This window comes from Streptomyces mesophilus (assembly GCF_011044995.1).
GTDB classification, from domain to species: Bacteria; Actinomycetota; Actinomycetes; order Streptomycetales; family Streptomycetaceae; genus Streptomyces; species Streptomyces mesophilus.
In genome coordinates this window covers 64,727-90,797 of the sequence record NZ_JAAKZW010000002.1, presented here as the reverse complement: position 1 = coordinate 90,797, position 26,071 = coordinate 64,727, and the positions used below count along the sequence as shown (strand labels likewise).

General features: G+C 70.6%; 26 protein-coding genes. 11 read left to right on the top strand and 15 right to left on the bottom strand.

The window, feature by feature from the left end; translation table 11 throughout:
* Nucleotides 1-11: 11 nt before the first annotated feature.
* Nucleotides 12-1,073: a glycosyl hydrolase family 18 protein gene (locus G6045_RS01190; protein ID WP_165329823.1), complete on the bottom strand. Its 1,062-nt coding sequence runs from the start codon at nucleotides 1,071-1,073 to the stop codon at nucleotides 12-14.
* A 98-nt stretch (nucleotides 1,074-1,171) separates the two neighbouring features.
* Between G6045_RS01190 and G6045_RS01185 the strand changes: the two genes are divergently transcribed.
* A complete protein-coding gene (locus G6045_RS01185) occupies nucleotides 1,172-1,627 on the top strand; it encodes a type II toxin-antitoxin system PemK/MazF family toxin (protein ID WP_165329822.1) in 456 nt (151 codons plus the stop codon).
* Nucleotides 1,628-1,642: 15 nt separating this feature from the next.
* On the opposite strand, the gene G6045_RS01180 is transcribed toward G6045_RS01185, so the two are convergent.
* Together G6045_RS01180 and G6045_RS01175 are read right to left on the bottom strand one after the other, a co-directional pair.
* Entirely contained in the window at nucleotides 1,643-2,464 is an 822-nt protein-coding gene (locus G6045_RS01180) for a TIGR02452 family protein (protein ID WP_165329821.1), read from the bottom strand.
* A gap of 107 nt (nucleotides 2,465-2,571) precedes the next feature.
* Nucleotides 2,572-3,840: an extracellular solute-binding protein gene (locus G6045_RS01175; protein ID WP_165329820.1), complete on the bottom strand. Its 1,269-nt coding sequence runs from the start codon at nucleotides 3,838-3,840 to the stop codon at nucleotides 2,572-2,574.
* A gap of 265 nt (nucleotides 3,841-4,105) precedes the next feature.
* On the opposite strand from G6045_RS01175, the gene G6045_RS01170 reads away from it, so the two are divergent.
* On the top strand, nucleotides 4,106-4,321 hold the full coding sequence (locus tag G6045_RS01170) for a dodecin (RefSeq protein ID WP_165329819.1): 216 nt from the start codon (nucleotides 4,106-4,108) through the stop codon (nucleotides 4,319-4,321).
* A gap of 16 nt (nucleotides 4,322-4,337) precedes the next feature.
* On the opposite strand, the gene G6045_RS01165 is transcribed toward G6045_RS01170, so the two are convergent.
* On the bottom strand, nucleotides 4,338-4,826 hold the full coding sequence (locus G6045_RS01165; RefSeq protein ID WP_165329818.1) for a phosphatase domain-containing protein: 489 nt from the start codon (nucleotides 4,824-4,826) through the stop codon (nucleotides 4,338-4,340).
* A 52-nt stretch (nucleotides 4,827-4,878) separates the two neighbouring features.
* On the opposite strand from G6045_RS01165, the gene G6045_RS01160 reads away from it, so the two are divergent.
* Both G6045_RS01160 and uvrA read left to right on the top strand, forming a co-directional pair.
* On the top strand, nucleotides 4,879-5,919 hold the full coding sequence (locus G6045_RS01160) for an MsnO8 family LLM class oxidoreductase (RefSeq protein ID WP_165329817.1): 1,041 nt from the start codon (nucleotides 4,879-4,881) through the stop codon (nucleotides 5,917-5,919).
* Between the two features lie 63 nt (nucleotides 5,920-5,982).
* Complete coding sequence (gene uvrA, locus G6045_RS01155; RefSeq protein WP_165329816.1) at nucleotides 5,983-8,349, top strand: excinuclease ABC subunit UvrA; 2,367 nt, start codon at nucleotides 5,983-5,985, stop codon at nucleotides 8,347-8,349.
* Nucleotides 8,350-8,374: 25 nt separating this feature from the next.
* Here the strand turns inward: uvrA and G6045_RS01150 are convergent, their stop codons facing one another.
* Nucleotides 8,375-9,418: a hypothetical protein gene (locus G6045_RS01150; RefSeq protein ID WP_165329815.1), complete on the bottom strand. Its 1,044-nt coding sequence runs from the start codon at nucleotides 9,416-9,418 to the stop codon at nucleotides 8,375-8,377.
* Nucleotides 9,419-9,528: 110 nt separating this feature from the next.
* Complete coding sequence (locus tag G6045_RS01145) at nucleotides 9,529-10,086, bottom strand: YceI family protein (RefSeq protein ID WP_165329814.1); 558 nt, start codon at nucleotides 10,084-10,086, stop codon at nucleotides 9,529-9,531.
* 133 nt (nucleotides 10,087-10,219) lie between these two features.
* On the opposite strand from G6045_RS01145, the gene G6045_RS01140 reads away from it, so the two are divergent.
* Nucleotides 10,220-11,074 carry a helix-turn-helix domain-containing protein gene (locus G6045_RS01140; RefSeq protein ID WP_165329813.1) on the top strand — a complete coding sequence of 285 codons (855 nt, stop codon included), beginning with the start codon at nucleotides 10,220-10,222 and terminating at the stop codon, nucleotides 11,072-11,074.
* A 38-nt stretch (nucleotides 11,075-11,112) separates the two neighbouring features.
* Here the strand turns inward: G6045_RS01140 and G6045_RS01135 are convergent, their stop codons facing one another.
* From G6045_RS01135 to G6045_RS01125, 3 genes are read right to left on the bottom strand one after another with little or no spacing between them, the layout of a single operon-like run.
* The gene (locus G6045_RS01135) at nucleotides 11,113-11,862 is read right to left on the bottom strand and encodes a succinate dehydrogenase/fumarate reductase iron-sulfur subunit (RefSeq protein WP_165329812.1); all 750 of its coding nucleotides are present in this window, start codon (nucleotides 11,860-11,862) and stop codon (nucleotides 11,113-11,115) included.
* Complete coding sequence (locus tag G6045_RS01130) at nucleotides 11,859-13,808, bottom strand: fumarate reductase/succinate dehydrogenase flavoprotein subunit (protein WP_165329811.1); 1,950 nt, start codon at nucleotides 13,806-13,808, stop codon at nucleotides 11,859-11,861. The genes G6045_RS01135 and G6045_RS01130 overlap by 4 nt, the downstream gene beginning before the upstream one ends.
* Nucleotide 13,809: 1 nt before the next feature.
* Nucleotides 13,810-14,535, bottom strand: coding sequence for a succinate dehydrogenase (locus G6045_RS01125; protein ID WP_165329810.1), 726 nt, complete (start codon nucleotides 14,533-14,535; stop codon nucleotides 13,810-13,812).
* Between the two features lie 95 nt (nucleotides 14,536-14,630).
* On the opposite strand from G6045_RS01125, the gene G6045_RS01120 reads away from it, so the two are divergent.
* Both G6045_RS01120 and G6045_RS01115 read left to right on the top strand, forming a co-directional pair.
* Nucleotides 14,631-15,521 carry a LysR family transcriptional regulator gene (locus G6045_RS01120; RefSeq protein WP_165329809.1) on the top strand — a complete coding sequence of 297 codons (891 nt, stop codon included), beginning with the start codon at nucleotides 14,631-14,633 and terminating at the stop codon, nucleotides 15,519-15,521.
* Between the two features lie 87 nt (nucleotides 15,522-15,608).
* Nucleotides 15,609-15,956 (top strand): DoxX family protein, encoded by a 348-nt coding sequence (locus G6045_RS01115; protein WP_165329808.1) that lies wholly within the window; start codon nucleotides 15,609-15,611, stop codon nucleotides 15,954-15,956.
* 85 nt (nucleotides 15,957-16,041) lie between these two features.
* On the opposite strand, the gene G6045_RS01110 is transcribed toward G6045_RS01115, so the two are convergent.
* From G6045_RS01110 to G6045_RS01095, 4 genes are all read right to left on the bottom strand, one after another.
* Complete coding sequence (locus G6045_RS01110; RefSeq protein ID WP_206343142.1) at nucleotides 16,042-16,605, bottom strand: adenylate kinase family protein; 564 nt, start codon at nucleotides 16,603-16,605, stop codon at nucleotides 16,042-16,044.
* A gap of 57 nt (nucleotides 16,606-16,662) precedes the next feature.
* Nucleotides 16,663-18,834 (bottom strand): putative bifunctional diguanylate cyclase/phosphodiesterase, encoded by a 2,172-nt coding sequence (locus tag G6045_RS01105; protein ID WP_165329807.1) that lies wholly within the window; start codon nucleotides 18,832-18,834, stop codon nucleotides 16,663-16,665.
* The gene (locus G6045_RS01100) at nucleotides 18,831-19,643 is read right to left on the bottom strand and encodes an SAM-dependent methyltransferase (RefSeq protein WP_165329806.1); all 813 of its coding nucleotides are present in this window, start codon (nucleotides 19,641-19,643) and stop codon (nucleotides 18,831-18,833) included. The genes G6045_RS01105 and G6045_RS01100 overlap by 4 nt, the downstream gene beginning before the upstream one ends.
* A 356-nt stretch (nucleotides 19,644-19,999) precedes the next feature.
* On the bottom strand, nucleotides 20,000-20,950 hold the full coding sequence (locus tag G6045_RS01095) for an SCO0930 family lipoprotein (RefSeq protein ID WP_165329805.1): 951 nt from the start codon (nucleotides 20,948-20,950) through the stop codon (nucleotides 20,000-20,002).
* Between the two features lie 232 nt (nucleotides 20,951-21,182).
* Between G6045_RS01095 and G6045_RS01090 the strand changes: the two genes are divergently transcribed.
* From G6045_RS01090 to G6045_RS01080, 3 genes are all read left to right on the top strand, one after another.
* Nucleotides 21,183-21,392, top strand: a complete 210-nt coding sequence (locus G6045_RS01090) for a hypothetical protein (RefSeq protein ID WP_165329804.1) — start codon at nucleotides 21,183-21,185, stop codon at nucleotides 21,390-21,392.
* Nucleotides 21,386-22,693: an alpha/beta hydrolase gene (locus G6045_RS01085; RefSeq protein WP_206343141.1), complete on the top strand. Its 1,308-nt coding sequence runs from the start codon at nucleotides 21,386-21,388 to the stop codon at nucleotides 22,691-22,693. Before G6045_RS01090 ends, G6045_RS01085 begins: the two co-directional genes overlap by 7 nt.
* 235 nt (nucleotides 22,694-22,928) lie before the next feature.
* On the top strand, nucleotides 22,929-23,495 hold the full coding sequence (locus tag G6045_RS01080; protein ID WP_165329803.1) for a hypothetical protein: 567 nt from the start codon (nucleotides 22,929-22,931) through the stop codon (nucleotides 23,493-23,495).
* 114 nt (nucleotides 23,496-23,609) lie between these two features.
* Here G6045_RS01080 and G6045_RS01075 read toward each other — a convergent pair whose 3' ends face one another.
* Nucleotides 23,610-24,089 (bottom strand): hypothetical protein, encoded by a 480-nt coding sequence (locus G6045_RS01075; RefSeq protein ID WP_165329802.1) that lies wholly within the window; start codon nucleotides 24,087-24,089, stop codon nucleotides 23,610-23,612.
* A gap of 332 nt (nucleotides 24,090-24,421) precedes the next feature.
* Here G6045_RS01075 and G6045_RS01070 point away from each other — a divergent pair, with 332 nt between their 5' ends.
* Nucleotides 24,422-25,078: a class F sortase gene (locus G6045_RS01070; RefSeq protein WP_165329801.1), complete on the top strand. Its 657-nt coding sequence runs from the start codon at nucleotides 24,422-24,424 to the stop codon at nucleotides 25,076-25,078.
* Nucleotides 25,079-25,150: 72 nt separating this feature from the next.
* Here the strand turns inward: G6045_RS01070 and G6045_RS01065 are convergent, their stop codons facing one another.
* Entirely contained in the window at nucleotides 25,151-25,993 is an 843-nt protein-coding gene (locus G6045_RS01065) for a polysaccharide deacetylase family protein (RefSeq protein WP_165329800.1), read from the bottom strand.
* Nucleotides 25,994-26,071: the final 78 nt, after the last annotated feature.

Below are 26,071 nucleotides of genomic sequence, written 5' to 3'. Positions count from 1 at the left end.
CTGGCCCGGTCTCACCCCCGGGCCAGCGTCCGCCACAGCGCGGGGTCCTCGAAGTTCAGCGCCCACAGCCCCGTATGGCGCACCCCGTATTTGCGCAGCACCGGCAGATGCGCCGCGGTGCCGCGCGCGTCCTGGTACCAGACGACGCGGCGCTGCTTGCCTTCCATGTACGAGAAGTGCGGCGTCTTCGACTCCGGGTCGAGGTGATAGCGGGCGCCCTTCTTGCGCCGCAGCTCCTCCGCGGACTGCCAGGTGACGGCGCGGGCGCGCGCCGGTTTGCCGGTGGCCGCCCAATCCCAGCCGAACGCGGGCAGGGCCATCTCGATCTTCGCCCGGGGCACGAGGCGCGTGGCGTGCTTCAGGATGTCCTCGTACCAGTCGGGAGAGGAGACGGGCCCCGGTTTCCCGCCGGCCCAGTGCAGGTTGTACGCCATGATCCGCAGCCGGTCGCTCGCGGCACCGAGCCGCCGGTAGTCCCAGATCCGGCCGTTCCCGCGGGCCTGCGGGGAGACCGTGGTGATGCACTGCTTGCGCTCGGCGTGCAGCCGCCGGCACAGGGCGGTGATGAACTCGGCGTATCCGGCGCGCACTTGTGGGTAGGTGTCGTCCGGGCTGGGCGCGTGGGTCTCGTAGTCGATGTCGAGCCCGTCGTACGCACGGCTGCGCACGGTCGTCATCAGCGCCTCGATATGGCGGGCGCGGCGCTTCGGGTCGGTGACGAGGGCGGCGAGCCGGCCGGGGCCGAGGCGTTCGTGCACGGTGGGCACCACCTTGATGCCGGCCTTGTGCAGTCCGTCGATCACCCGTTTGTCGCCCGCGCCCATGTGGGGCGCCACCCGGCCGTCGTCCTTCGCCTCGTACCAGAACGGGCTGACGGTGTGCAGCTGGTCCCGGTGGCGCAGGGCGGTGCGGTACGCGGACTCCTGGTCCCAGTACGGCAGCCAGCCGGAGACGGTACGCGGCGCAGGGGCCGCTTCCTGGTCGGCGCCGGACGGTCCTGCGACGTCCGGGTGGGGTGCGGCGGCGAGGGTGAGGGCGAGGGCTGCGGCGACGATGACGCTACGGGCTGACATGGGGCGAGCCTGCGGTTCCTGCCGGGCCCCCGCGCTGCGGGCTGCTCCGGACAGGCCCTAACGTGACCCCACCGGAGCGTATGGAGGGTGGAGCAGGGATGACGGAGCAGCAGGCGGCCGGGCAGGCCTTGGTACCGGGGCGCGGCGGACCGCATGCGACGGCCGAGGCCGAGCCGCACGAGGTGGGTGCCGTCCACATGGAGTACGCGCCCGCGCACGACGGCGACCCCGATCCCGGGGAGATCGTGTGGACCTGGGTGCCCTACGAGGAGAACGACGGCCGCGGCAAGGACCGTCCGGTCCTGATCGTGGCCCGGGAGGCGGCCGGCACGCTGCTCGGCATCCAGCTGTCCAGCAAGCGCCACGACCAGGACCGGGAGTGGGTCGCACTCGGCAGCGGCCCCTGGGACAGCTCGGGCCGTGACTCCTGGGTGGACCTGGACCGGGTCCTGCGCATCCACGAACGCGGTATGCGGCGCGAGGCGTGTGCGCTCGACCGGGGGCGGTTCAACCTGGTGACGCTGAAACTGCGCGAGCGGTACGGGTGGAGCTGACGGCCAGGGCCTGTCCTAGGACGTCGGGAAGGCGTGCTCGAAGGCCGCGCGGGTCGCGCCGCCCTGGCGGTCGAGCACGCCGAACACCACGCGCCGGAAGTGCCCGGCGAAGCGCCCTTCGTCCGTGAGCAACGTACGGAAGGCACCGGCCACTTGGGCCGGATCGTTCTGGAACACACCGCAGCCCCAGGCCCCGAGGACCAGGTGCCGGTAGCCGTGCGCGACGGCCGTCTCCAGGACGCGTTCGGCCCGGGCCGCGAGCGCCGGCCCGATGCGGTGCGCCTCGTCGGGCTGACTGCGGCGGATCACTCCCGCGTTGGGGGCGGGCGAGGTCAGAAAGCCGATGTCCGACGGCTCTTCGAGGAGCCGGCCGCTGTCGTCGCGGAACACCGGGACCGCGGGCGCGTGGATGACCCGGTCCGTGTAGAAGGCGTCGCGGTGGGCGCGGTGGTGCGCGTAGAACTCGGGGACTTCGCGCAGACAGGTGTACAGGGCGGAGGCGCGGCACAGCGCCTCCTCCTGGGCCTGGGCCCCGTTGAGGAAGCCGCCGCCGGGGTTGCGGGCGGAGGCGAAGTTGAGGACGGCCACGGGCTCGCGGGCCTCGGCCACGAGCCGGCGGGCCGCCTGGGTGCTGCCTTCCGGGGTGACCTCGAAGCCGGTCGGGCGGGTGGCGTCGACGGTGCACTCCACCGGGTCGGGGCCGTGCAGTCGCGTACCGGAGCGTGCGGCCGCGATCCGGTACGCGAGTTCGACCGTGCGTCCGCTCGGTGCGGTGTACTCGCCGGCTTCGACGATGGCCTCGGTCGCCTTGGCGAGTTGGCGCAGGCGTGCGCTCATGACGGAAATCCCCCGTGGTGGTGCGGTGTTGCGTCCCCCCGCATCCTTCTGGGGCGACGGTCGGCCGGGCAACGGATTTCTTCCGCCGCCCGTCGCACCCGCTCGCCCTACTCCCCTCGCACGTCCAGCAGCTCCGTGATCTGCCGCGAGGCCTTGCGTGCCTCCTGCGCCGGATCCGCGCCGGTCAGGACCTCCGTCATGTAGCGCTTGATCGGATTGTTGGCCTCCACGGCCGCCCAGAGCGGGGAGTTGGGCGTCGCCCGGCCGCGGGCCGCACCCGCGGCCATCGCGGCGACGCCCGGCTTCCCGTCGACCACCGAGGCGAGCGTGGTCTTGTTGGGAACGTAGTCCATCGTCGTGGCCAGCTCCTTCTGCCAGCGCTCACCGGCCAGCTCCTTGATCACGTTCAACGCCGCCCATTTCTGGTCGGTGCGCTCGGGGATGACCAGGTCCGAACCGCCGGTGAACACCCGGCCCGGCCGTCCCGCCTGCTTGCCGGGTACGGGGAAGTAGCCGATCTTCCCGGCGAGTTCGGGGTTGGCCTCCTCGATCAGTTTCGCCGCGCCCGGCACGGTGACGATCTGCGCGACCTGCCCCTTGGCGAACACATCGGTCTGCGGCGGCGTCTGCTCGTCCGCGTCCTTCGGTCCCCGGCCGAGTGCCTGGAGCCGCGCGTAGAAGTCCATTCCGGCCAGCGCCCCGGGGCTGTCCAGGGCGCCGCTCCACACGCCGTCCTTGTCCACCGCGAGCTCGCCGCCCTCCTCCCAGATGAAACCGGCGAGCGTGTACCAGTCCTGTCCGGCGAGGTAGATCCCCTGCCGGGAACCGGAGTTGAGCTGCTCCGTCTGCGAGAGCCACTCCTCCCGGTCCCGTGGCGGCTTCTTGATGCCCGCGGCGGCGAACAGGTCCTTGTTGTAGAGGACGACCCGGTTCGCCGCGTACCAGGGGATGCCGAACTGGGCCCCGTCGACGGAGCCGGGCTCGGCGAGACCCTGCACCCAGTCCTCCATGCCCAGGTCGCGCGCCGACTCCAGGGACAGGTCGAGCACCCCGCCCTGGTCGACGTACTGCGCCACCTGCGTATTGCCGACCTCGATCACATCGGGTGCGCTCGCCTCGTCGCTCTCCAGGGCGTTGTTGACCTTGTCGCCGATGCCCGTCCACTCCTGGATCTGTATGTCCAGCTCCACGTCACCGTGTTCGGCCTCGTACTCCTGCTCGAACTTCTTCAGGAAGCCTTTCGAGGTGCTGTTCTGCATCAGCCACACCGTGACCGTTTCGCGCTCCTGCGACCCTTCGAGCGACATGCCTCCGCAGCCCGTGAGCGCGGTCAGTGTCAGGACGGACAGGGGCAGAGCGAGGGTGCGGTGCTTCACGCGGCTCACCTTCAGTGCAGGGACATGGAGGAGGGCCCGACGTGGGGGTAAGCGGCTTCGACGCTTGTACGGGTGTGGCCCTGGAGTTTGGTGTGTACCAATGCGTCGGTCAAGGGGCTGACGTTCGAATTCTCACTACGTGACACAGCACGTTCTCAGCACGTGACACGGTGACGCGCCCGGCCCGCGTCCGCCGTCTCGCGCGGCCGGGCCGCGTACGGCACCGTGGAGTGACCGAGTGACCACCTGAAGGAGTGCGACCGCCATGTCGGACCACACGTACCGCGTCACGGAGATCGTCGGCACCTCGACCGAGGGCGTCGACCAGGCCATCCGCAACGGGATCGCGCGCGCCGGACAGACCCTGAGGGCACTGGACTGGTTCGAGGTGACCCAGGTGCGCGGCCATATCGAGAACGGCGAGATCGCCCACTTCCAGGTGGGTCTGAAGGTCGGCTTCCGGCTGGAGGACGACGAGTAGCAGGCGCCTGGGCGCCCTACGTGCGGCCCTCGGTCTCCTGCGCTTCCTTCAGCGCCTGCGAGGAAGCCGCCCAGCGGGCCCGTACGACCTTGAAACCGGCGCGTTCCGCGGCGTCGCACACGAGCTCGTCGTCGTCCACGAGCATCCGCACCTCACGGCCGCGGGCCAGCCTGCGCAGCACCTCCAGTTTGGTGATGCGGGCCGGCCTGCGGTCGCTGTCGCGCCGCATGTGCATCCGGCCTTCGGGCAGCCCGTGCCGGGCCAGCCACTCCTCGGTGTCCGCGCGGCAGCGCTCGGGGCGGCCCGTGAGGTACTGGATCTCGCACTCCTCGGCGCTCTTCAGGACCAGCTCGATGCCGCGCGCGAGGGGCGGGTCCTGGGGCGCCGCGGCGAAGAATCCGGTCCAGTCGCGGGGCTTGCGCTCCAGGAAACGCTGCCGGTGTGCGGTGTCGGCGAGGGTGTTGTCCAGGTCGAACACGGCGACCGGGCGGCGAACGGCGTCCATGGCACCCACCCTAACCAGGGAATCCTGAGCGCTCCCGGGTGTTGTACGGGACGTGACTTCCGCCGACGCAGCCTCAGTTCTCGCCCGGACCCCGATCTCGGTGCTCGACCGCTCCCGTACGCGCACGGGCCACGATCCCGCGCGGTCGCTGCGGGACACGGTGCGGTTCGCGCAGGACGTGGAGGCGCTCGGTGCCTTTCACCGTTTCTGGGTGTCGGAGCACCACAGCGTGCCCGGTGTCGCGGGTTCGGCGCCGACCGTCCTCGCGGCGGCGGTCGCGGCGGCGACCACCACGATCCGGGTGGGCACGGGCGGCGTCATGCTGCCGAATCACCAACCCCTGGTCGTGGCCGAGCAGTTCGGGGTCCTCGACGCGCTGTTCCCCGGCCGGATCGACATGGGGCTCGGCCGCAGCGTCGGGTTCACGGGCGGGGTGCGCAAGGCGCTGGGCCACGACAAGGACGACGCGGAGGACTTCGCCGGACAGCTGGAGGTGCTGCTCGGCTATCTCACGGGTACGCAGACCGCCCACCCCCAGGTCCACGCGTATCCGGCGGAGGGCCGGCGGATCCCGCCGTTCGTCCTGGCCATGGGCGAGGGCGCACAGATCGCGGCGGACGCCGGGCTGCCGCTGGTGATCGGGGATCTGCGGGGACGCTCGCGGATGGTGGAGGCGATCGGGCGCTACCGGGACGGCTTCAAGCCGTCGGTGTGGGCGGACGAGCCATATGTGGTGATCGCGGGCGAGGTGGCGGTCGGCGAGACGACGGAAGCGGCGCGGCGGCTGCTGATTCCGGAGGCGTGGTCGATGGCGTACTCGCGCACCCGTGGCGTCTTCCCGGCGCTGGAACCGGCCGCGGAGACGCTGGCGCGGGGCATGACGGCCAAGGAGCGCGAGCTGTTCGAGTCGGGGCTGGAGGGAAAGCTGTACGGCACGGAGGCCGAGGTGTCCGCGGCCCTGGCGGACGTGATCACGGCTACGGGGGCGGACGAGGTGCTGGTGACCACGTCGACGTACGACAGGGCGGAGCTCCTTGACTCCTTCGCCCGCCTGGGGCGCATGGCCGGCCCGCGCCCGCCGGCCCACCCATGACCGCACGGCCACACTCTCCCGACCTGGGACAATAGGGCCAGCCCACCCCCAGGAGCACCCCGCATGCAGGCCCCCCACATCCGTATCCGCGGCGCCCGCGAACACAACCTGCGAGCCGTCGACGTCGACATCCCCCGCGATCAGCTGGTCGTCTTCACCGGCGTATCCGGTTCGGGGAAGTCCTCCCTCGCGTTCGGCACCGTGTACGCGGAGGCCCAGCGCCGCTACTTCGAGTCGGTCGCCCCGTACGCCCGCCGGCTGATCCACCAGATCGGCGCCCCGAAGGTCGGCGAGATCACCGGCCTGCCCCCGGCGGTCTCCCTCCAGCAGCGCCGTACGACGCCCACCTCGCGCTCCAGCGTGGGCACCGTCACCACCCTGTCCAACTCGCTGCGGATGCTCTTCTCCCGCGCGGGCGACTACCCGCCCGGCGCCGAGCGGCTCGACTCCGACGCCTTCTCGCCGAACACCACCGCCGGCGCCTGCCCCGCCTGCCACGGCCTGGGCCGCGTCCACCGCACCACCGAGGCGCTGCTCGTCCCCGATCCCTCGCTGTCGATCCGCGAAGGCGCGATCGCCGCCTGGCCGGGTGCGTGGCAGGGCAAGAACCTGCGCGACATCCTGGACGCGCTCGGCCATGACGTGGACCGGCCGTGGCGGGAGCTGACGCAGGCGGACCGCGACTGGATCCTGTTCACGGACGAGCAGCCGGTCGTCACGGTGCATCCGGTGCGGGAGGCCGAGCGCATCCAACGCCCGTACCAGGGCACGTACATGAGCGCCCGGCGCTATGTGATGAAGACCTTCGCGGAGTCCAAGAGCCAGACCCTGCGCGGCAAAGCCGAACGCTTCCTCGAGAGCACTCCGTGCGAGAGCTGCGGCGGGAGCCGGCTGCGGCCCGAAGCGCTCGCCGTGACCTTCGCCGGCCGGACGATCGCGGAGCTCGCCGCGTTCCCCCTCGACCGCCTGGCCGCCCTCCTGGGGACGGCGGACCACTGCGATGAAACGGTCCGCATCCTCACCACCGACCTGCTCGGCCGGATCGCCGTCGTCACCGAACTGGGCCTCGGCTACCTGAGCCTCGACCGCCCCACACCCACCCTCTCCGCGGGCGAACTCCAACGCCTGCGCCTGGCCACGCAGTTGCGCTCGGGCCTGTTCGGCGTCGTCTACGTCCTCGACGAACCCTCGGCGGGGCTGCACCCCGCGGACACCGAGGCGCTGCTCACGGTGTTGCGCCGCCTGAAGACCGCGGGGAACTCGGTGTTCGTCGTCGAGCACCACCTCGATGTCGTACGCGAGGCGGACTGGCTGGTCGACGTGGGCCCCGGCGCGGGCGAGCACGGCGGCCGGGTGCTGCACAGCGGCCCGGTCGCGGAGCTGAAAGGGGTCACCGAGTCGGCGACGGCGCGCTATCTGTTCGCCCGTGAAGACGCTTCGGTACGTGAACTCCGGGCGCCCAAGGGCTGGTTGAAGCTCGCCGGGGTCGAGCGGCACAATCTGCGCGGGGTCGACGCCGAGTTCCCGCTCGGGGTGTTCACCGCTGTCACCGGGGTCTCCGGCTCCGGCAAGTCCACCCTGGTCGGCGGCGCCCTCGCACCGCTCGTCGAGGGCGAGCCGGGCCCCGGGCGGATCGACGGCGCCGTGGACCGCGTCGTCCAGGTCGACCAGCGGCCGATCGGCCGTACCCCGCGCTCGAATCTGGCCACGTACACCGGGCTCTTCGATGTCGTACGGAAGGTCTTCGCGGACTCGGACGAGGCGCGGGCGCGCGGCTACAAGGCGGGGCGGTTCTCGTTCAATGTGGCCGGGGGACGGTGCGAGACCTGCCAGGGCGAGGGCTTCGTCTCGGTGGAGCTGCTGTTCCTGCCCAGTACGTACTCGCCCTGCCCGGACTGCCACGGCGCCCGCTACAACCCCGAGACGCTCCAGGTCACGTACCGCGGCCGTTCGATCGCCGAGGTGCTCGACCTGTCCGTAGAAGCGGCCGCCGAGTTTCTCGCGGAGATCCCCGCCGCCGCACGCTCGCTCGGGACGCTGCTCGATGTGGGACTCGGGCATCTGCGCCTCGGACAGCCCGCGACGGAGCTGTCCGGCGGTGAGGCACAGCGGATCAAGCTGGCGACCGAGCTTCAGCGCACGAGGCGCGGGCACACGCTGTATCTGCTCGACGAGCCGACGACCGGACTGCACCCGGCCGATGTCGAGGTGCTGATGCGGCAGTTGCACGGTCTGGTCGACGCCGGGCACTCGGTGATCGTGGTCGAGCACGACATGGATGTGGTGGCGGGCGCGGACTGGGTCATCGATCTGGGGCCCGGCGGCGGCGCGGACGGCGGCCGGATCGTGGCGGCCGGGCCGCCGGCCGAGGTGGCGAAGGCGGACGGAAGCCGGACCGCGAGCTATCTCGCGGCCCGGCTGGGGAGGTAGTCCCCCGATCCACGGATCGGGGACGTCAGACGGCCGCTCCGGGCGACTTCGCCGGCGCCACGTGGGCGAACCAGCGGGCCGTCTCCTCGTCGGTGAGGACACGCTCCAGGACCAGATCGCCCTGCATGCCGGGAAAGAACCGCCCGGCCGGCCAGCCGCGCGGGTAGGGCGGCGGGTCGAGCACGAGCAGCCGGGCGCCGTCGACCACGGGTATGTCCACCGGCGCGCCCTCGTTCCAGATCCAACTGCCGTCCGCGGCCACCAGGTTGAAGGAGCCGGTGGTCGGCACCTGGCCGGGCGCGTCCCGGCACACGGCCGCCTCCTGGGCCGAGGGGACGTACGCGTCCACATGGCCGCCGCCCGCGAGGACACGGGCGAGCAGCGTGTGCAGCTGGAAGTTGTCGCCGATGCCGCTCATGCGCAGCGCATAGCCCCTGCCGCTCGCGCGGTCCAAGGCGACGAGCGGCTCTTCGTCGAGGACCGTCAGTGCGTACGTGAGGCACTTGAAGTCGTGTCCGGACGCCTCCTCGACCGGGCGGAGCAAGGCGAGCACCTCGCCGCGCAGAGCCGGGTCGAGCGAGGTGCGCACGCCCGGGTGGTTGAGCATGGCCACCGAGGCCATCTCCCACTGCTGCAGCGTCCACCAGGCCATGGCCGCCTGCGGGCCGACCCGTTCGAGCAGGGCGTCGTCCACGTCGGAGCTCTCCGGGTCGGGCAGCTCGCCTCCCCCGGTCGCCGCCCACCGCTCGCAGAACTCGCCCGCCCCGCGCACGGCGTCGAGCAGTCCCTCGAAGACGGCGGGCGCGCACGGCCCGGCGTCGGCGCCGCGCTCCACACAGGCGCCCACGATCACGGCGACCGTGCCGCGCGGCCCCGGCGGCACGTCCATCAGCAGGGCGGCCAGGCGGGCGCCGGCCTCCTGGACTTCCTGATCCCCGGCTTCCCCGAAGTGCTCGTGCAGGGCGCCGAACGCCTGCTCCGCGCGGTCGGCGTCCTGCCCGCGCACGGCGGCCTCGAAGTCCGATACGGCTTCGAGGAGCCGCCCCCGCCCCTTGCGATTGAAGATCATGCCGCGCAGCGTAACGACGGCCACTGACATCGACGAGGGCGGGTCGGGACCGGCGTCCCCTCCGGTCCCGACCCGCCCTCTTCAGGCTCCACTTGCGGCGATTCCAAGCTCTACTTCGGAGCGATGAACTGCACGTCGAGGTGGATCTTCACCACCTCGCCGAGCAGCCCGGGGGCGAAGGTCAGCCCGTACTCGCTGCGCCGGATCTCCCCCGTCGCCTCGAACCCGGCGTGCTTGCTGCCGTCGTGCGGAACGTCCACGACGCCGCCGAACTCCACGGCGAAGGTGACGGGCCGGGTGACTTCGCCGATGGTCAGCTCGCCCTCCATCGTCCAGTCCTCGCCGGCGCCCGCCAGCCGCGTCGAGCGGAAGCTCATGGTGGGGCGGCTGGCGACATCGAGGAGATCCGAGGCGCGGACGTGCGCGTCACGGTCCGCGTTGCCCGTGTTGACGGAGGCGAGCTCCACCGTCGCGGTGATCGAGGAGTCGGCGAGGGTCTCGCCCACGACGAGCGACGCGTCCAGCTTGTCGAAACGACCGCGCACCTTGGAGATGCCGAGGTGGCGGATCGTGAAGCCGACGGCCGAGTGGAAGGGGTCGAAGGCCCAGCGGCCGGCGGTGAGCGGGAGGGCGGTGGTGGCAGCGGTGGCAGTGGTCTCTGAAGTCATGGCTCCACCGTGCCGGTCCGCAAGGGCCGCAGGGAGGCCGAGCCCAGGCTGGTAGTGACAGGGCCACCCTGAGGGCCCAGGCAGGTAGTGACAGGGCCACCCTCGGGCGCCGTGCCCCTCGTACGATCGACGGATGAGCGACAACGCACTCGGCGCCTTCCTGCGCGCCCGCCGCGAGGCCGTCACCCCGGCCGAGGTCGGGCTGCCCGAGGGTGCGCGCCGCCGCACCCCCGGGCTGCGCCGCTCCGAGCTGGCGATGCTCGCGGACATCAGCGTGGAGTACCTGGCCCGCCTGGAGCAGGGCAGGGACCGCCATCCGTCACCGCAGGTGCTCGGGGCGCTCTGCGACGCGCTGCGGATGCCCCTGGAGGAGCGGCTGCACCTGCGCAATCTCCTCAAGGCGGAGGAGGGCCACTTCCTGTGCGCGGTCGCACCGCGGCCCCAGCGCGAAGTCCGCCCGACGGTACGGGCGTTGCTCGACCGGATGGAGCCCACACCGGCCGTCGTGCTCAACTGGCTGGGCGAGATCGCCGCGTACACCGAGGGCTACACACGCCTGGCACGGCCGCTCGGCATCCTCGACGGGGAATCCCCCAGCATGCCCCGCTACGTCCTGACCGACCCGCGCGCCAGGACCGCGTTTCCCGACTGGGAGCGGGCCGCCGACGAGCAGGTGGAGACACTGCGCTTCGGCATCTCCAAGGGCGACCCGGAGACGGCGGAGCTCGCGCGGGAGCTGGCGATCACCGTGGGTGCCGCGTTCACCGACCGCATCGCGGCCCCGGCCCGGGTCGCCCGCCGCAGCGGCACCGCGACGTGGGTGCACCCGGAGGCGGGCGAGCTGCGGCTCTCGTACGAGGTACTGGAGCTCCCGGAGGGCGACGGCCAGCGCATGATCGTCCACCTGCCCGCCGACGAGGCCACGTCCGCGGCCCTCGACCGGCTCAACGGGCTCCGGCCGGGGACCTTGCGGGCGGTCGGGGACTGACCAGCGGGGCCGGCGAGGGCTGAACCGTCCGACAAGGGCTACCGCTTGGCGGCCTTGCGGTTCGCCCGCAGCCACTCCTTGTTCATCGCCGCGATCGACGGCAGCGGGATGCCCTTCGGGCAGGCCGTCGCGCACTCGCCGGTGAGCGTGCAGCCGCCGAAGCCCTCGTCGTCCATCTGCCCGACCATGTCGAGCACCCGGGTCTCGCGCTCGGGTGAGCCCTGCGGCAGCACGTTGAGGTGGTTGACCTTGGCCGAAGTGAACAGCATCGCCGACCCGTTGGGGCAGGCCGCGACACAGGCGCCGCAGCCGATGCACTCGGCGTGCTCGAACGCGAAGTCCGCGTCCGGCTTCGGTACGGGGGTGGCGTGGGCCTCCGGCGCGGCGCCGGTCGGGGCGGTGATGTAGCCGCCGGCCTGGATGATCCGGTCGAAGGCCGAACGGTCCACGACCAGGTCCTTGACCACGGGGAACGCGGAGGCCCGCCACGGCTCGATGTCGATCGTGTCGCCGTCGTCGAAGGACCGCATGTGCAACTGGCAGGTGGTGGTGCGCTCGGGTCCGTGCGCATCGCCGTTGATCACCAGGGAGCAGGCGCCGCAGATGCCCTCGCGGCAGTCGTGGTCGAAGGCGACGGGGTCCTCGCCCTTGAGGATGAGCTCCTCGTTGAGCGTGTCGAGCATCTCCAGGAACGACATGTCCTGGGAGATTCCGTCCACTTCGTACGTGGACATCGCGCCGTCGGCGCCGGCGTTCTTCTGCCGCCAGACGCGCAGGGTGAGCTTCATGCGTAGCTCCGCTGAGTGGGGTGGACGTACTCGAAGTGCAGTTCTTCCTTGTGGAGTACGGGGGAAGCGCCCGTGTCGGTGAACTCCCAGGCCGCCGCGTACGAGAACTCCTCGTCCCTGCGCTCGGCCTCGCCGTCCGGCGTCTGCGACTCCTCGCGGAAGTGGCCGCCGCAGGATTCCGCGCGGTGCAGTGCGTCGAGGCACATCAGCTCGGCGAGTTCGAGGTAGTCGACGATGCGGTTGGCCTTCTCCAGGGACTGGTTGAACTCCTCGCCGGTGCCCGGGACCTTGATCCGCCGCCAGAACTCCTCACGGATCTGCGGGATGCGCTCCAGGGCCTTGCGCAGTCCTGTCTCGGTGCGCGCCATGCCGCAGAACTCCCACATCAGCTCGCCGAGTTCACGGTGGAAGGAGTCGGGGGTGCGGTCGCCGTCCACGGAGAGGAGGAGGTTGAGCCGGTCCTCGGTCTCGGCCAGGACCTCCTGGACCACCGGGTGGTCCTCGCTCAGCGCGTCCTTGTGGGGAGTGCGGGCGAGGTAGTCATTGATCGTGGAAGGGAGCACGAAGTAGCCGTCGGCCAGGCCCTGCATCAGCGCGGAGGCACCGAGGCGGTTCGCGCCGTGGTCGGAGAAGTTGGCCTCGCCGATCGCGAACAGGCCCGGGATCGTGGTCCCCAAGTCGTAGTCCACCCACAGGCCGCCCATCGTGTAGTGCACGGCGGGGTAGATCCGCATCGGCACTTCGTACGGGTTCTCCGCGGTGATCCGCTCGTACATGTCGAAGAGGTTGCCGTACTTCTCCTCGACCTTGGCGCGGCCCATCCGCTGGATCGCGTCCGCGAAGTCCAGGTACACGCCCTGGCCGCCGGGGCCCACTCCCCTGCCCTCGTCGCACACGTTCTTCGCGGCGCGCGAGGCGATGTCGCGCGGCACGAGGTTGCCGAAGGACGGGTAGATGCGCTCCAGGTAGTAGTCGCGCTCGTCCTCGGGGATCTCGTTGGCCGGCCGCGTGTCGCCCTGCGCCTTGGGCACCCAGATCCGGCCGTCGTTGCGCAGCGACTCGCTCATCAGCGTCAGCTTCGACTGGTGCTCGCCGGTGCGCGGGATGCAGGTCGGGTGGATCTGCGTGAAGCAGGGGTTGGCGAAGTACGCGCCGCGGCGGTGGGCCCGCCAGATCGCGGTCGCGTTGGAGTTCATCGCGTTCGTCGACAGGTAGAAGACGTTGCCGTAGCCACCGCTCGCGAGGACCACCGCGTCCGCGAAGTACGTGTCGATCTTGCCGGTGATCAGGTCGCGGGCCACGATTCCGCGGGCCCGGCCGTCCACGACGATCAGGTCGAGCATCTCCGTACGGGCGTGCAACTCGACGTTCCCCGCGGCGATCTGGCGCGACAGGGCCTGGTAGGCGCCGAGCAGGAGCTGCTGGCCTGTCTGGCCTCGGGCGTAGAAGGTGCGGGAGACCTGGACGCCGCCGAAGGAGCGGGTGTCGAGGAGTCCGCCGTACTCGCGGGCGAAGGGCACGCCCTGGGCCACGCACTGGTCGATGATCTCGACGGAGATCTGTGCGAGACGGTGCACGTTGGACTCACGGGCGCGGAAGTCGCCGCCCTTGACGGTGTCGTAGAAGAGCCGGTGGATCGAGTCGCCGTCGTTGCGGTAGTTCTTCGCCGCGTTGATACCGCCCTGCGCGGCGATCGAGTGGGCGCGGCGCGGGGAGTCCTGGAAGCAGAACTGGACGACGTGGTAGCCCTGTTCGGCGAGCGTGGCGCCCGCCGAGCCGCCGGCGAGGCCGGTGCCGACGACGATCACGGTGTGCTTGCGGCGGTTGGCCGGGTTGACCAGCTTGGCCTCGAAGCGGCGCTTGTCCCAGCGCTCGGCCACCGGGCCCTCGGGCGCCTTGGTGTCGACGACAGGATCGCCGGTCGCGTACTCGGCAAAGTTGTTCATGTCAGCTCACCACTCCGGTCATGACGGCGACGGGGACCGAGACGAAGCCCAGCGTCAGCACGAGGGCAAGGGTGTTGGCGATCAGCTTGAGCAGGCGTTCACGGCGGGCGTTGCCCACGCCGAGGGTCTGCGCGGCGCTCCAGAAGCCGTGCCGTACATGCAGGCCGACGGCGCTCACGGCGACGATGTAGATGACGTTGCCGTACCAGGTCGAGAAGGTGTCGATGAGGTTCTGGTAAGGGTGCAGATGCTCGAACTCGCCCGGGTGCACGGTGCCCGTGGTCAGGTCGAGGATGTGCCACACGATGAACAGGGCGAGGATGATCCCGCCCCAGCGCATGGTGCGGGTCGCGTAACTCGCGCGCTTCCTCTTGTGCACGTACTTCTGCGGGCGCGCCTTGATGTCACGACGGCTCAGCTGGTACGCGGACACGGCGTGCCCGACGACCGCGGCGACCAGCACGATACGGACGAGCCACAGCGCCCACTCGTGGTGCAGCACCGGCTCACCCATGGTGCGCAGGAACCGTGCGTAGGCGTTCATCTCGTCGGGGCCGAAGAAGACCTTGAGATTGCCGATCATGTGCGCGACCAGATAGCCGAGCATGATCAGGCCGCTCACGGCCATCACGGTCTTCTTGCCGATCGTCGAGTCCCACAGAGAGCGTGCCGGGGACGGTCGTTTACCCGGGGCGGTGCCCTTGACGGGCCGCGTTGCCAGAGCCATGCAGATGACGGTAGGGGCCAAGGACCTCATCGGTCCAAGACATGATCCAGCTCATTTCGATAGCTGATGCCTATCGTGCGCGTACGCTGGCGGGTATGCAGTTCCAACAGCTCCAGTACTTCGTCGCGGTCGCGGAGACCCGTCACTTCACGCGGGCGGCGGAGACGCTGCACGTGGCGCAGCCGTCGCTCTCGCAGCAGATCAAGGCGCTGGAGCGGGAGCTGGGCGCCGAGCTGTTCAGCCGGGCGCGCGGCAATATCGCGCTCACCGACGCGGGCGAGGCGCTGCTGCCGCTCGCGCGCCGGATCCTCGCGGACGCGGACACCGCGCGCCTGGAGGTCCAGGAGCTGGCGCAGCTGCGGCGCGGACGGGTCAGGCTCGGTGCGACGCCCAGCCTCTGCACGGGTCTGCTGCCGGACATCCTGCGCGCCTTCCGCGACGAGTATCCGGGGGTCCAGCTGATGGTCGAGGAGGGCGGTTCGCACGACCTCGTCCGCGAACTCGCCCGTGGAGCCCTCGACTTGGCCCTGGTCGTCCTCCCCCTTCCGTCGCCCTCCCCCGCCCTGACGACCGTGGAGCTGCTGCGCGAGGACCTGGTGGTGGTCTCCGCCCCCGACGCGCCCGCGCCCGGGCGTGCGGGGCGCTCGGTGCGGATCGCGGATCTGCAGGACGAACCGCTGGTGATGTTCCGGCACGGCTACGACCTGCGGGAGCTCACCGTCGCGGCGTGCCGTGCGGCGGGGTTCGAACCGGACTTCGCGGTCGAGGGCGGCGAGATGGACGCGGTGCTCGGGTTCGTACGGGCGGGCCTGGGAGTGGCCGTGGTGCCGCGGATGGTCGCCATGCGGGCGGGCCTGGGCCTGCGGGTCACCCCGCTGACCCGCCCCGGCCTGCACCGGACGGTCGCCCTGGCCCACCGCAGCGACGTGGCTCCGCCGCGGGCGGCGCGGGAGCTGCAGCGGATGCTGACGGGGCATTTGAGCTGAACGGTGCGGCCGGCTGATGTCACAGCCCGAGGGGCCGCCTCGTCGAAGGGGAAAGGAAAGTCCGCGCACACCTTCGAGGAGCTCGCCATGAACGTGGCCTACGCCGTCTTCGCCGTGATCACCATCGCGTACAACCTCTTCTCCGCCGGCGCCGACTTCGCCCGCTGGGAGCGGATCGCCGAGGGGATGGACCGCGTGGGCGTACCGCGCCGGATCCTGCCCTGGCTCGGACTGCCCAAGGCGGCCGCGGTGGTGGGCCTGGTCGTCGGGTTCTGGATTCCGGCCATCGGGATCGCCGCCGCGGTGGGCCTTGTCCTCTTCTACGCGCTGGCGATCGCCACCCACGTACGGGCGAAGGACTACTCCTTCGGCCTGCAGTACCCGTTCCTCGTGCTGGCGGCCGCGACGCTGGCACTCGGCGTGACAACCGCGTGAGCTGGGTCGGCGTCACACCGAAGGTGTCCGGGGGCGTCACGCCGAAGGTGTCCGGGGGCGTCACGCCGAAGGTGGCCCACAGGCGTCACGCCGACGGCGGCACCGGTCCGCCCCACCCCACCGCCCGCAGCACCGCCTCCGCCACCTCGGTCACCGTCCGCCGCGCGGCGTCGACGGAGCAGTCGGCCACGTGCGCCGCGTCCAGGATCCCGGCCAGCTCGCCGGACCGGTCGAGGTGCCAGCGCAGGCCCTCGGGGTCGTCGGTGTGCCGGGCACGCAACCGTTCGCGTACGACGGGGAGTTGGGCTTCGAGACGGCAGACCGTCAGCGGGACGCCGACCGCTTCGGCCAGCGCGCGCACCTCGTCCCGGCTCTCGGCGACCCCGGCCAGCACGAGGCGCCGCGCCCCGGACTCGAGGTAGGTGCCGGCCACCGCCCGCACATTCCGCAGCAGCACCCGGGAGTTGAACGGGTCGCCGGCCGGTGCGGGCCACACCTGGCACAGCCGGTCGAGGTCGACGACGCCGTGCGGGGCCCCCGCCTCGGCCAGCCGGTCCCCGACCGCATCCGCGACGGAGGTCTTGCCGACGCCGACGGTTCCGGTGATCAGCACGGCTTGCGGTGACGGCGTACGGGGCGTGGCGATCATGCCGCCGATGCTAAGACCCCCGCGCGGAACCCGCCCCGATCACGGGAGCCGCCCCGTTCATCCCACCGCGTCCACCAGAGCCAGCTCGTGCAACCGGTCCGGCGGTCCCGGCCGTGCGTAGTACCAGCCCTGAGCCGTGTCGCAGCCCAGCATCCGCAGCTGCTCCGCCTGCGCCCCCGTCTCCACGCCCTCCACGGTCACCGACAGGTCCAGGCTGTGGGCGAGGCCCACGATGCCCTCGACGATCCGCAGATCCACCGGATCGACCGGGAAACGCTGCATGCCCTGCGTGAACGAGCGGTCCAGCTTCAGGATGCTCACCGGCAGGCGCCGCAGATTGGCCAGGTTCGAGTAGCCCGTACCGAAGTCGTCCAAGGCGATGTCGACGCCCATCTCGGCGAGCCGGCGCAGCGGTTTGAGCAGATCGTCGTCCGCGCCGATGAGCGCCGATTCCGTGACCTCGAGGCAGAGCGAGCCGGGGGCGAGCCCGGACCGCTCCAGGATCTCCACGGTGTCGGCCACCAGGCCCGGGTAGTGGAGTTGGTGCGGGGAGAGGTTGACGTTGATGCGCAGCGGCCCGGCGCCCACGTGCCGTTCCTGCCACTCGCGCGCCTGGCGCACCGCCTGGTCGAGCACCCAGCGTCCGAGCGGCACGATCAGACCCGTGTGCTCGGCGAGCGGGATGAAGCGGTCCGGGCTGAGCACCCCGTGCTGCGGGTGCAGCCAGCGCACCAGCGCCTCTGCTCCGCGTACGCTCCCGTCCGCCAGGTTCACCAGCGGCTGGTACTCGATGAAGAACTCCTCGCGGGCGAGGGCCGCGGGCAGGGCGGTCGTCAGGCCGTAACGCGTGATGGTGCGCGCGTCGGCCTCCGGGTCGGCGAGTTCGTAGCGATTGCCGCCGGCCGACTTCGCCCGGTACATCGTGATGTCGGCGCTGCGCAGCACCTCCGCCGGGCTGCGCTCCCCCGCCGGGCCCTCGACGATGCCGATCGAGCCGCGCACGGTGAGCTCGCGTCCTTCGATACGGACCGGGATCGCCAGCATGCTGAGGATCCGCGAGGCCAGCTCGTCGACCTCGCGCTCGGTGTCGGGTCCGGTGGTCAGGGCCACGAACTCGTCGCCGCCGAGCCGGGCCACCATCTCCCCGGGGCCGGTCGCACAGGACTGCAGCCGGTCCGCGATCTCGACGAGGAGCCGGTCGCCGGCCGCGTGCCCCATGCTGTCGTTGATGGCCTTGAAGCCGTCGAGGTCGAGGTAGCAGAGCCCGAAGCGGCGGCCCTCGCCCGCGGCGAGTGCCTTGTCCAGGCGCTCGAAGAACAGCGTGCGGTTGGGCAGACCGGTCAGGGCGTCATGGGTCGCCTCGTAGCGCAGCCGCAGGTTGAGCAGGCGGCGCTCGGTGGTGTCCTCCATGAGGGCCAGCTGGTACTGCGGGCGGCCCTCGGCGTCGCGGAGCAGGGAGACCGTGAGATTGGTCCACAGCACCGTGCCGTCCGCGCGGTAGTACGGCTTCTCCACGCGGTAGTGCTCACGCCGCCCCTGCACCAACTCCTCGTACAGGCGCCAGACTTGAGGAGCGTCATCGGGATGGGTCCAGTCGGAGACCTTGCGGCCGCGCAGCGTCACATCCATGCCGCCCGCGCCGAACATCGTCTTCAGGGTGTCGTTGACCTGGAGGATGGTGCCGTCGAGAGCCGCGATCCCGATCCCCACCGCCGCGCCCTCGAACACGGCGCGGAAGCGGGCCTGACTGCTGTGCAGCGCCTCCGCCACCACCTGCCGTGCCGTCAGCGCGGCACGGGAGATCGCCTCCTGCTCGCCGAGGGTGCGCTCGCGCAGGGCGCCGGCGAAACCGCCGGCCATCGCATGCTGAAGCCGCGACGAACGAGCCCGCTGCGCCTCGCGCTCCGTCTCGTCCGAGGTGCCGCAGTAGAGGACCAAGTAGGCGTCGACGACGTCCAGGGTCCGGGTGAGTGCCTCGGGGTCGGTGCAGTGCGCCTCGATCAGCGCGGCGCCCACCTGCCGCCCGGCCGCCGCGTCGAAGGCGCGGGCGGTCAGCGCGTCACGCAACTGGCGGGCCAGCGGCAGGAGTTGCTCGTCGAACTCGACCCGCGTGCGCGACGTCGCCGTCACCGGGAAGACGGCCCGGCTCCATATCGTGACGAACCGGCGCAGCCGCGAGTCCGGGCCGTCCGACCCGGCCGCCTCGTCACGATCATCGGCCGCGTTCACGTCAGCAGCCCCACACCCGCGTATCCCGAGAAGGCATACGGGTCCTCCTGCTCCGGCGGTGCGTCGGGCCGCCACAGCGGCATGGAGACGAGGCCGGGTTCGACCATCTCGTACCCCTCGAAGAAGCGGCCGATCTCGTCACGCGAGCGCATGATCAGCGGGTTGCGGATGTCCTTGTAGACGCCGACCGTGCCGCCGGCCCGCTCCTGCGTCAGCGGTATCCCGTCGAACGACGCGTGCGTGAGGATCAGAACGCTGCCGGGCGCGAGAGCGTCGCGCAGGGTGGCGACCGCCTCGTACGGGTCGTCGGAGTTCTCGACGAAATGCAGAACCGCCACCAGCAGCAGCGCCACGGGGCGGTCCAGGTCGAGCAGCCCGGACAGCTGAGGGCTGCCCAGGATCTCCCGCGGCTTTCTCAGATCGGCGGCGAGCACCACGGCGTCGGGGTTGCCGTCGAGCACGGCCTCGCTGTGCGCGACGGCCACCGGATCATGGTCGACGTACGCGACACGGGCTCCCGGGTGCAGCTCCTGGGCCACCTCGTGGACATTGCCGAACGTGGGGATGCCGGAGCCGATATCGAGGAACTGGGTGATGCCCCGCTCCACCGCGTAGCCGACGGCGCGTCTCATGAAGGCACGATTCGCCTGCATGATCTTGGGCAGCCCCGGCATGAACTCCATGGCCTTGCGGGCCGCTTCACGATCCGACTCGAAGTTGTGCGAACCACCCAGGTAGTAGTCATAGATACGCGAAACGCTCGGCACCGAGATATCGATGCCCCGCGGGGCCCAGGCGGGTCGCTCCATCAGATTCTCCCTGTTCGACATCTCGGGTCTGTGACCGAGCCGGTGTTCGAGGCGAGGCTACTGATCGGCAGGTGGCGGGTCGAGCCGAACCGGAAATTGCTCGTCCGTTCTCGGTCACTGCCTCCGGCAAGTGCATCTGCAGCTGCACGTGCAGCCGAATTCTCGTCACTTTTGGGGTAGTTCGGTGCGATGGAACTCGACTCCCCTCTTCCACAACGGACTTCTCCGGTGTGACGCAAGTCCTTTTGGAATTGTGAACTTCCTGACCGGACTTCCGGCAAACAATACGGGCCGGTTCCTCCACCGCAGAGGGTGTGGAGGAACCGGCCCGGCCGGCGTACCGCAGCGGGCGCCGTCTACTTGGGCGCGCCGACGAGCTTGCCCTGGGGCGAGACCGCGTACCAAGTGCCGCCCACGCCCTGCCCGTTGGTGTCGCCTGGCGCCTGGTCACCGGCGTAGGTGTACAGCGGCCAGCAGTCGATGGTCTGCTGCTGGATGCCGTCGGGGCGGTCGAAGGTGACGAAGCCCTTCTTGAGGATGCCCTCGGTGTCGTTCTTGTCGACGGGCTCGACGACCGGCCAGTTCTCCAGGCAGTCGCCGGTGCACGCCGACTTCATCGGCCAGGCGGAGTCCTTCTTGAAGCGGTAGACGGTCATCCCGTTCTTGTCGATCACGATCTCGCCGAGCTTCGGGTCCTTGCGGGTGGACAGACCCGCGAGATCGGCCTGCTCGCCGCCGCCCTCCTCGGCTGCGGCGGGGGACGCTTTCTTGCCGTCGGGCGCCGAGGCGAACCAGGTGCCGCCCACGCCCTGGCCCTTGGCGTCGCCGGGCTTCTTGTCCTGGGCGTAGCGGTACATCGGCCAGCCCGCGATGGTCAGCTGCTCGGTGCCGTCGGCCCGCTTCACGGAGCCCATCAGGGCCGCGTCGACGCCCGGTGCGGCCTTGGCGTCCTCGGCCGCGACCACCGGCCAGGCCTTGGCACAGTCCCCCTCACAGTTGGATTTCGGCGGTTTCGCCGTGTCCTCGTCGAAGCGGTAGAGCGTGAATCCCGCGCTGTCGGTGACGACCTTGCCGAGCTCCTTGCTGTCCCAGACAGCGAGCTGACCTGCGGGCTTCGCCGCGGCAGCCTCCGCCCCCGCGTCGCCGGACCCGCCGTATCCGTCCCCGTAACCGTCCTCGGCCGGTGCCGCGTTGCCCACGGACTGCCCGTTCGGCTCGTCGGAACCCTTCTCCTGACCGCACGCCGTCGTCAGCGCCAACAGGGCCGCTGCTGCTGCCGCGATCGAGGCGCTCCGCCAGGTCTTCATCGTGAACTCCCATGGTCCGCTTGTGGTGCGGCGCTTGGATGCGCCGCACATGGCCCTAGGTACGCAAGCGGACAGCGGCTGCGTTCAACTCACTTCAAGATTTCTTTTCCCGCCCGCCTCCCGCACGGCGGTGAAGTGCACTTTTTCCCTGCGTTTCGGTGGAACCACCCGCCCCAGGAATCCCAGGGGAAGCTAAATGGCCGAATTGCATCGCCTGACGCACCCTGAGGGCATGCCCTGGCAAGCGCCGATCGTGGTCCACCCGCCCCGCGCGGGGCACCCGGGACGCCGTGTCGAGGTGCGCGGCGTCGCCCTGGGGACCGCGTACGACGACGCGGACCTCGTGGAGTTCCTGCGCCGCGCGGGGCTCAGCGATGCCGATATGTCGCTCGACGACCCCCATCTGGTCGAGTGGCGCGGACCAGGGGCGCACGCGTGGTGATCGCGGGGCCGCTCGACTGGTCGCTCGTCGACGGCCCGCTCCCGCTCGCCCTGCGGGTGATCGGCCTGCTCTCGCTGGCCTTCCTGCTCGTGACCCGTGACCGGCGCTGGTGGACCCGTTGGCTGCCGGCGGCCCTGGTGCTCGCCGCGCTCCTCACGTATCTGGTCAAGGTCATCGTCAACGACTGGTGGCAGCCGTTCCCCGACGAGCTGCCCTTCGAGGTCCTCTTCTGGATCGGCATCCTGCTGCTCGGCCTGCTGCTCGCCGCCTTCAAGCTGCGCTTCCTGCGCTGGCGCGGCCGGCTCGGCGCGCTGTTCGCCGCGCTGTTCGTGAGCTTGTACGCGATGAACCAGGTGAACATCTACTTCGACAACTATCCGACCGTACGGACCCTTCTCGGCCCGCAGGACACGGTCAGCCTCAAGGACGCCACCGGCACCACGGAGCCGGTGCTCGAGGTGCCCGAGGGCAAGACGATCGCGGAGGTCTGGAAGCCGCCGAAGGACCTGCCCGCCAAGGGCACCCTGTCGCAGACCCCCATTCCGGGGGCGAAATCCGGCTTCAAGGCGCAGACCGCGTACGTCTATCTGCCGCCCGCCTACCACGCGTCGCCGCGCCCGCTGCTGCCCGTCCTGGTGCTGATGCCGGGGCAGCCCGGCGCCCCCGAGAACTGGGTGACCTCCGGGCAGCTGCCGATGATGATGGACGCGTTCGCGGCGCGGCACGGCGGCCTCGCGCCGATCGTGGTCGTCGCGGACCCCCTGGGCTCCCCGTTCAACAACCCGCTGTGCGTGGACGGCAAGCTCGGCAAGGTGCAGACGTATCTCTCCGAGGACGTCCCGAACTGGGTCACCGCGCATCTGCAGGCCGCCAAGGACCGCACCCAGTGGGCCATCTCGGGCCTGTCCAACGGTGGCACCTGCTCGCTGCAGATCGCCGTGAACGCACCCCAGCGCTACGGCGCGTTCATCGACATCTCCGGCGAGGACGAACCCTCCATCGGCAGCCACCAGCAGACCGTGAACAGCGTCTTCGGCGGTGACGAGGCCGCCTTCCGCAAGGTCAATCCGATGGACGTGATGGCCCGGCAGAAGTTCCCGGACACCGCGGGCGTCTTCGTCGCGGGCACGGACGACGCCACTTTCGGGCCACAGGCCAAGGTGGTGTACGACGCGGCGCGCAAGGCCGGGATGCACGTCGACCTGATGGACCTCCCGGGCGGGCACACCTGGCAGGTCTGGCGGCCGGGCCTGGAGAAGAACATCCCGTGGCTGGCCCGGCAGACCAAGCTGATCCCCTGATCCGGCGTCAGCTTCCTTGGTCCGGTACACCGCTCGGACTCCTCTCGCACAACAACCCCCGCCGATCGTGCGGCGCCACGGCCCATGTCCCACCAACGGCCCAGCCGTATGCCCCATTCGCACGACAGCGATCGCGGCCGTACGGGCGCCTCCTTAGCGTTTCCGGCATCGAGGTGCATTTCCGGCAACAGCGGTAAGGTCCGCGGCTGCTCCTCGGGGACCCGGAGGACTCACCATGCGTGCGATACGCAGCTTCCCAGCGCTCGCTCTGCTCGCTCCCGCCACCATCTGCGCCCTCACGATCGGCATGCCCCCGGCACAGGCCTCCCCGGCCGCGGAGAAGCCGGCCGCGGTGAAGGGCGACAACAACATCACCTCGTTCGGCTTCAGCGTCACTCCCTCGACGATCGCCGCCGGCGGCCAGGTCACCTTGAAGGTCGACGGCTGCGACGGGCAGGCCACCGCATCGTCCGGCGTCTTCGACACCGTCACCGTCAACTCCGGCCAGAGCGCCAACGCCACCGTGGACTGGGACGCCAAGCCCGGCGCGATGTACACGGTGACCTTCGACTGCCGAGGCGAGAAGGGCACGACGCAGCTCACCATCGCGTCCGGCAGCGGCGGCTGGACCCATCAGCCCACCAACCCGCCGATCCACCACGGCGTGAAGGCCGGCATCGGCGGCAGCCTCGCCGACCTCGACTTCGGTGAGATCGCCTTCGGCGGACTGCTCATCGCGGGTGCGCTCGGCTCCGCCCTGCACTTCGCCCGCCGCCGGCCGTCCGACGGTGACCACACCTGAGCGAGGCCGGCACCACAGCCGCCGGGCGCGGGCGTCGCCACAACTCCCGAGCTCGGCCCAGCACTTCGCCCCCGGGATCTCGACGATCCCGGGGGCGAAGTGCGTGTACGGGCGTCAGGCCTTGGACTCGCCCCGGCGCCGCAGCCAGAACATCCCGCCGCCGGCCACCGCGGCCGCCACCAGGCCGGTGCCGATGGCGATGTCGGTGGAGGTGGCGCCGCTGGTGACGGAGCCGCCGGTGCCACCGTGGGCGGGACCGACCACGGTCAGTGCCAGGTCCTTGGTCACCGACTGGCCGCCGCAGGTGGCGGTGACAGAGTGGTGACCGAAGCTGGCGTGCGAGTAGATCGTCGGGTTGGCGTGACCGCCGCCACCCGTTCCGTTCAGATGCGTCTGGGGAAACGCGGTCGAGGTGATGGTGCCGCCGCTGCCGCATTCATGGGCGTTGACCGTCACCGCTACCTGGGAACCACGGGCCGGGTGAGTGGGGCTGACGCTGATGACACTCCCGTCCCAGGCGCTTGCCGTCGGTGCTGCGAGCCCGAGAAACGCACCGGCGACGCCCAGGGCCGCCAGGGCACGAGTTGTACGCATGTGGACCTCCGCGAAAGACGCCCCGGGGAACCTTCCCCGGTCAATCGGCGAGAGCGCCTTTCAGATCAGACCCTCGAACGCCCTGCGCAGGCCCGCATTTCGGGGCTGGTCCGTACCGGTGAGCGACACGCCGAGCGTAATTCCGTATGCCGGATATCACCGCAGGTCACAGACCGTCAGAAATGGTTTGGGCAAGTCGACTCGGATGGCGCAGGCACCGCCGTATCACCACCCGTTCGGTGCCGACCGATCGCCGCCCGTACGCAATCCACTTAGCGTTCTTGCATGCGCGAACGGCGTGGGACAACTGCCGCGTCGAGAGGGGACTGTGAATGGATTCGGCACATGGTGCACAGGAGGAGGAGCCGCAGAAGAAGCGGGCTCCGTGGGGTGTCATAGCGCTTGTTCTGCTCACCGGTCTCGCACTGATCCGGAACGGCTCGGGCGAATTCGCCGTAGGCCCTCCGCAACCGGCGTCGGCCGCGGAGCGGGTGACGGCGGGGGAACCGCGGGCCCCCGGTGTGCAGGCCCTGCCGTTCTCGATCGCGGAGCGGATCAGGATCGACCAGATCCAGGTGAACGCACCGATCCAGCCGGTGGGTCTGGACGCGGACGGCTGGGTGGACGCCCCGCCGCCCGAAGACCCCAACCTGGCGGGCTGGTTCACGGGTGCGGTCTCGCCGGGCGAGAACGGCACGTCCGTGATCGTCGGCCACGTCGACAACAATCAGGGGCCCGCGGTGTTCTACGGGCTCGGTTCCCTCAAGAAGGGAAACCATGTGGAAGTGAGCCGCAGGGACGGCAAGACGGCCGTTTTCGAGGTGTACGGCGTCGAGGTGTTCTCGAAGGCCAATTTCCCCGGCGGAAAGGTGTACAACGCCACGGGCTCCCCGGAACTCAGGGTCATCACCTGCGGTGGCGGATTCACCAAGAAAGACGGCTACGACGGGAATGTCGTGGTCTTCGCCCGCCTGGTCGAGACGCGCTGACAACAGCGGCGCCGATCAGGCGGGCGCAAGCCCGAAAGGAAAGCCGCCCGATGAGGCGGGCTCTTTCGGGAATTACGTGATTCTGCGCTGCGGAAGCCCGAAGCGATAGCCGTCCGCAAGCAGGCGCGGCAGATAGATCCGCAGCGCCTCCACGCTCTGCCAACGGTTGCCGCCCGCATCGTGGTTGAGGATGACCACCCCGGAACCGGCGCCGCGCAGCACGTTGTCGACGACCTTGCGGGTACCGGGCTCGGTCCAGTCGAGCGAGTCGGTGGTCCACGCGAGGGGCTCCATGCCGAGACCCGCGCCGATCTCGAACGCGTCCCGGTTCCATGCCCCGTACGGCGCGCGGAACCACAGCGGGGCCTCGCCCACCGTCCGCTGGACGACCTCACTGGTGGACTCGATCTCGCGCAGCACCCCGGAGCGCCGCAGGCGCAGCAACTGCGGGTGGGTCCAGGTGTGGTTGCCGATGAGATGGCCGTCGTCGACCATCTCGCGCAGCAGATCGGGCGATGCGGCGGCCATCTCGCCGCAGACGAAGAACATCGCGCGGACATGGTGCTGTCGCAGGGTGCGCAGGATGTGCGGGGTGAAGCGGGGGTCGGGTCCGTCGTCGAAGGTGAGCACCATCGTGCGGTTGCGGCTGGCCAGCCGCAGGATCGGCTTGGACCGCACCGGAGCGGCGGCCGGCAGCGAACGCGCGGGGCCGTAGCCCGCGATGGGCCTGAGCCGGTACGCGGCCGGCTTCTGTGGACGGCGCAGGGCGGGAGCGCCGCCCGCCGGTGCGGGAGCGGGCGGTGCGGGCTGCGCGGACCATGGCCTGCTGAAGCAGCCGGCGGTCGTGGCGAGGGTCGCGAGGGCGGCGCCGCGCAGCAGCGCACGGCGCCCCGGAAGCAGTTCTTCCTTTTTCATGACTAATGCGTCGCACGGCCGAAGGCGCCCGGGCCTCATCAACACGGGGGCCCGTCGAGAAGCACCTGTTGGAACCGT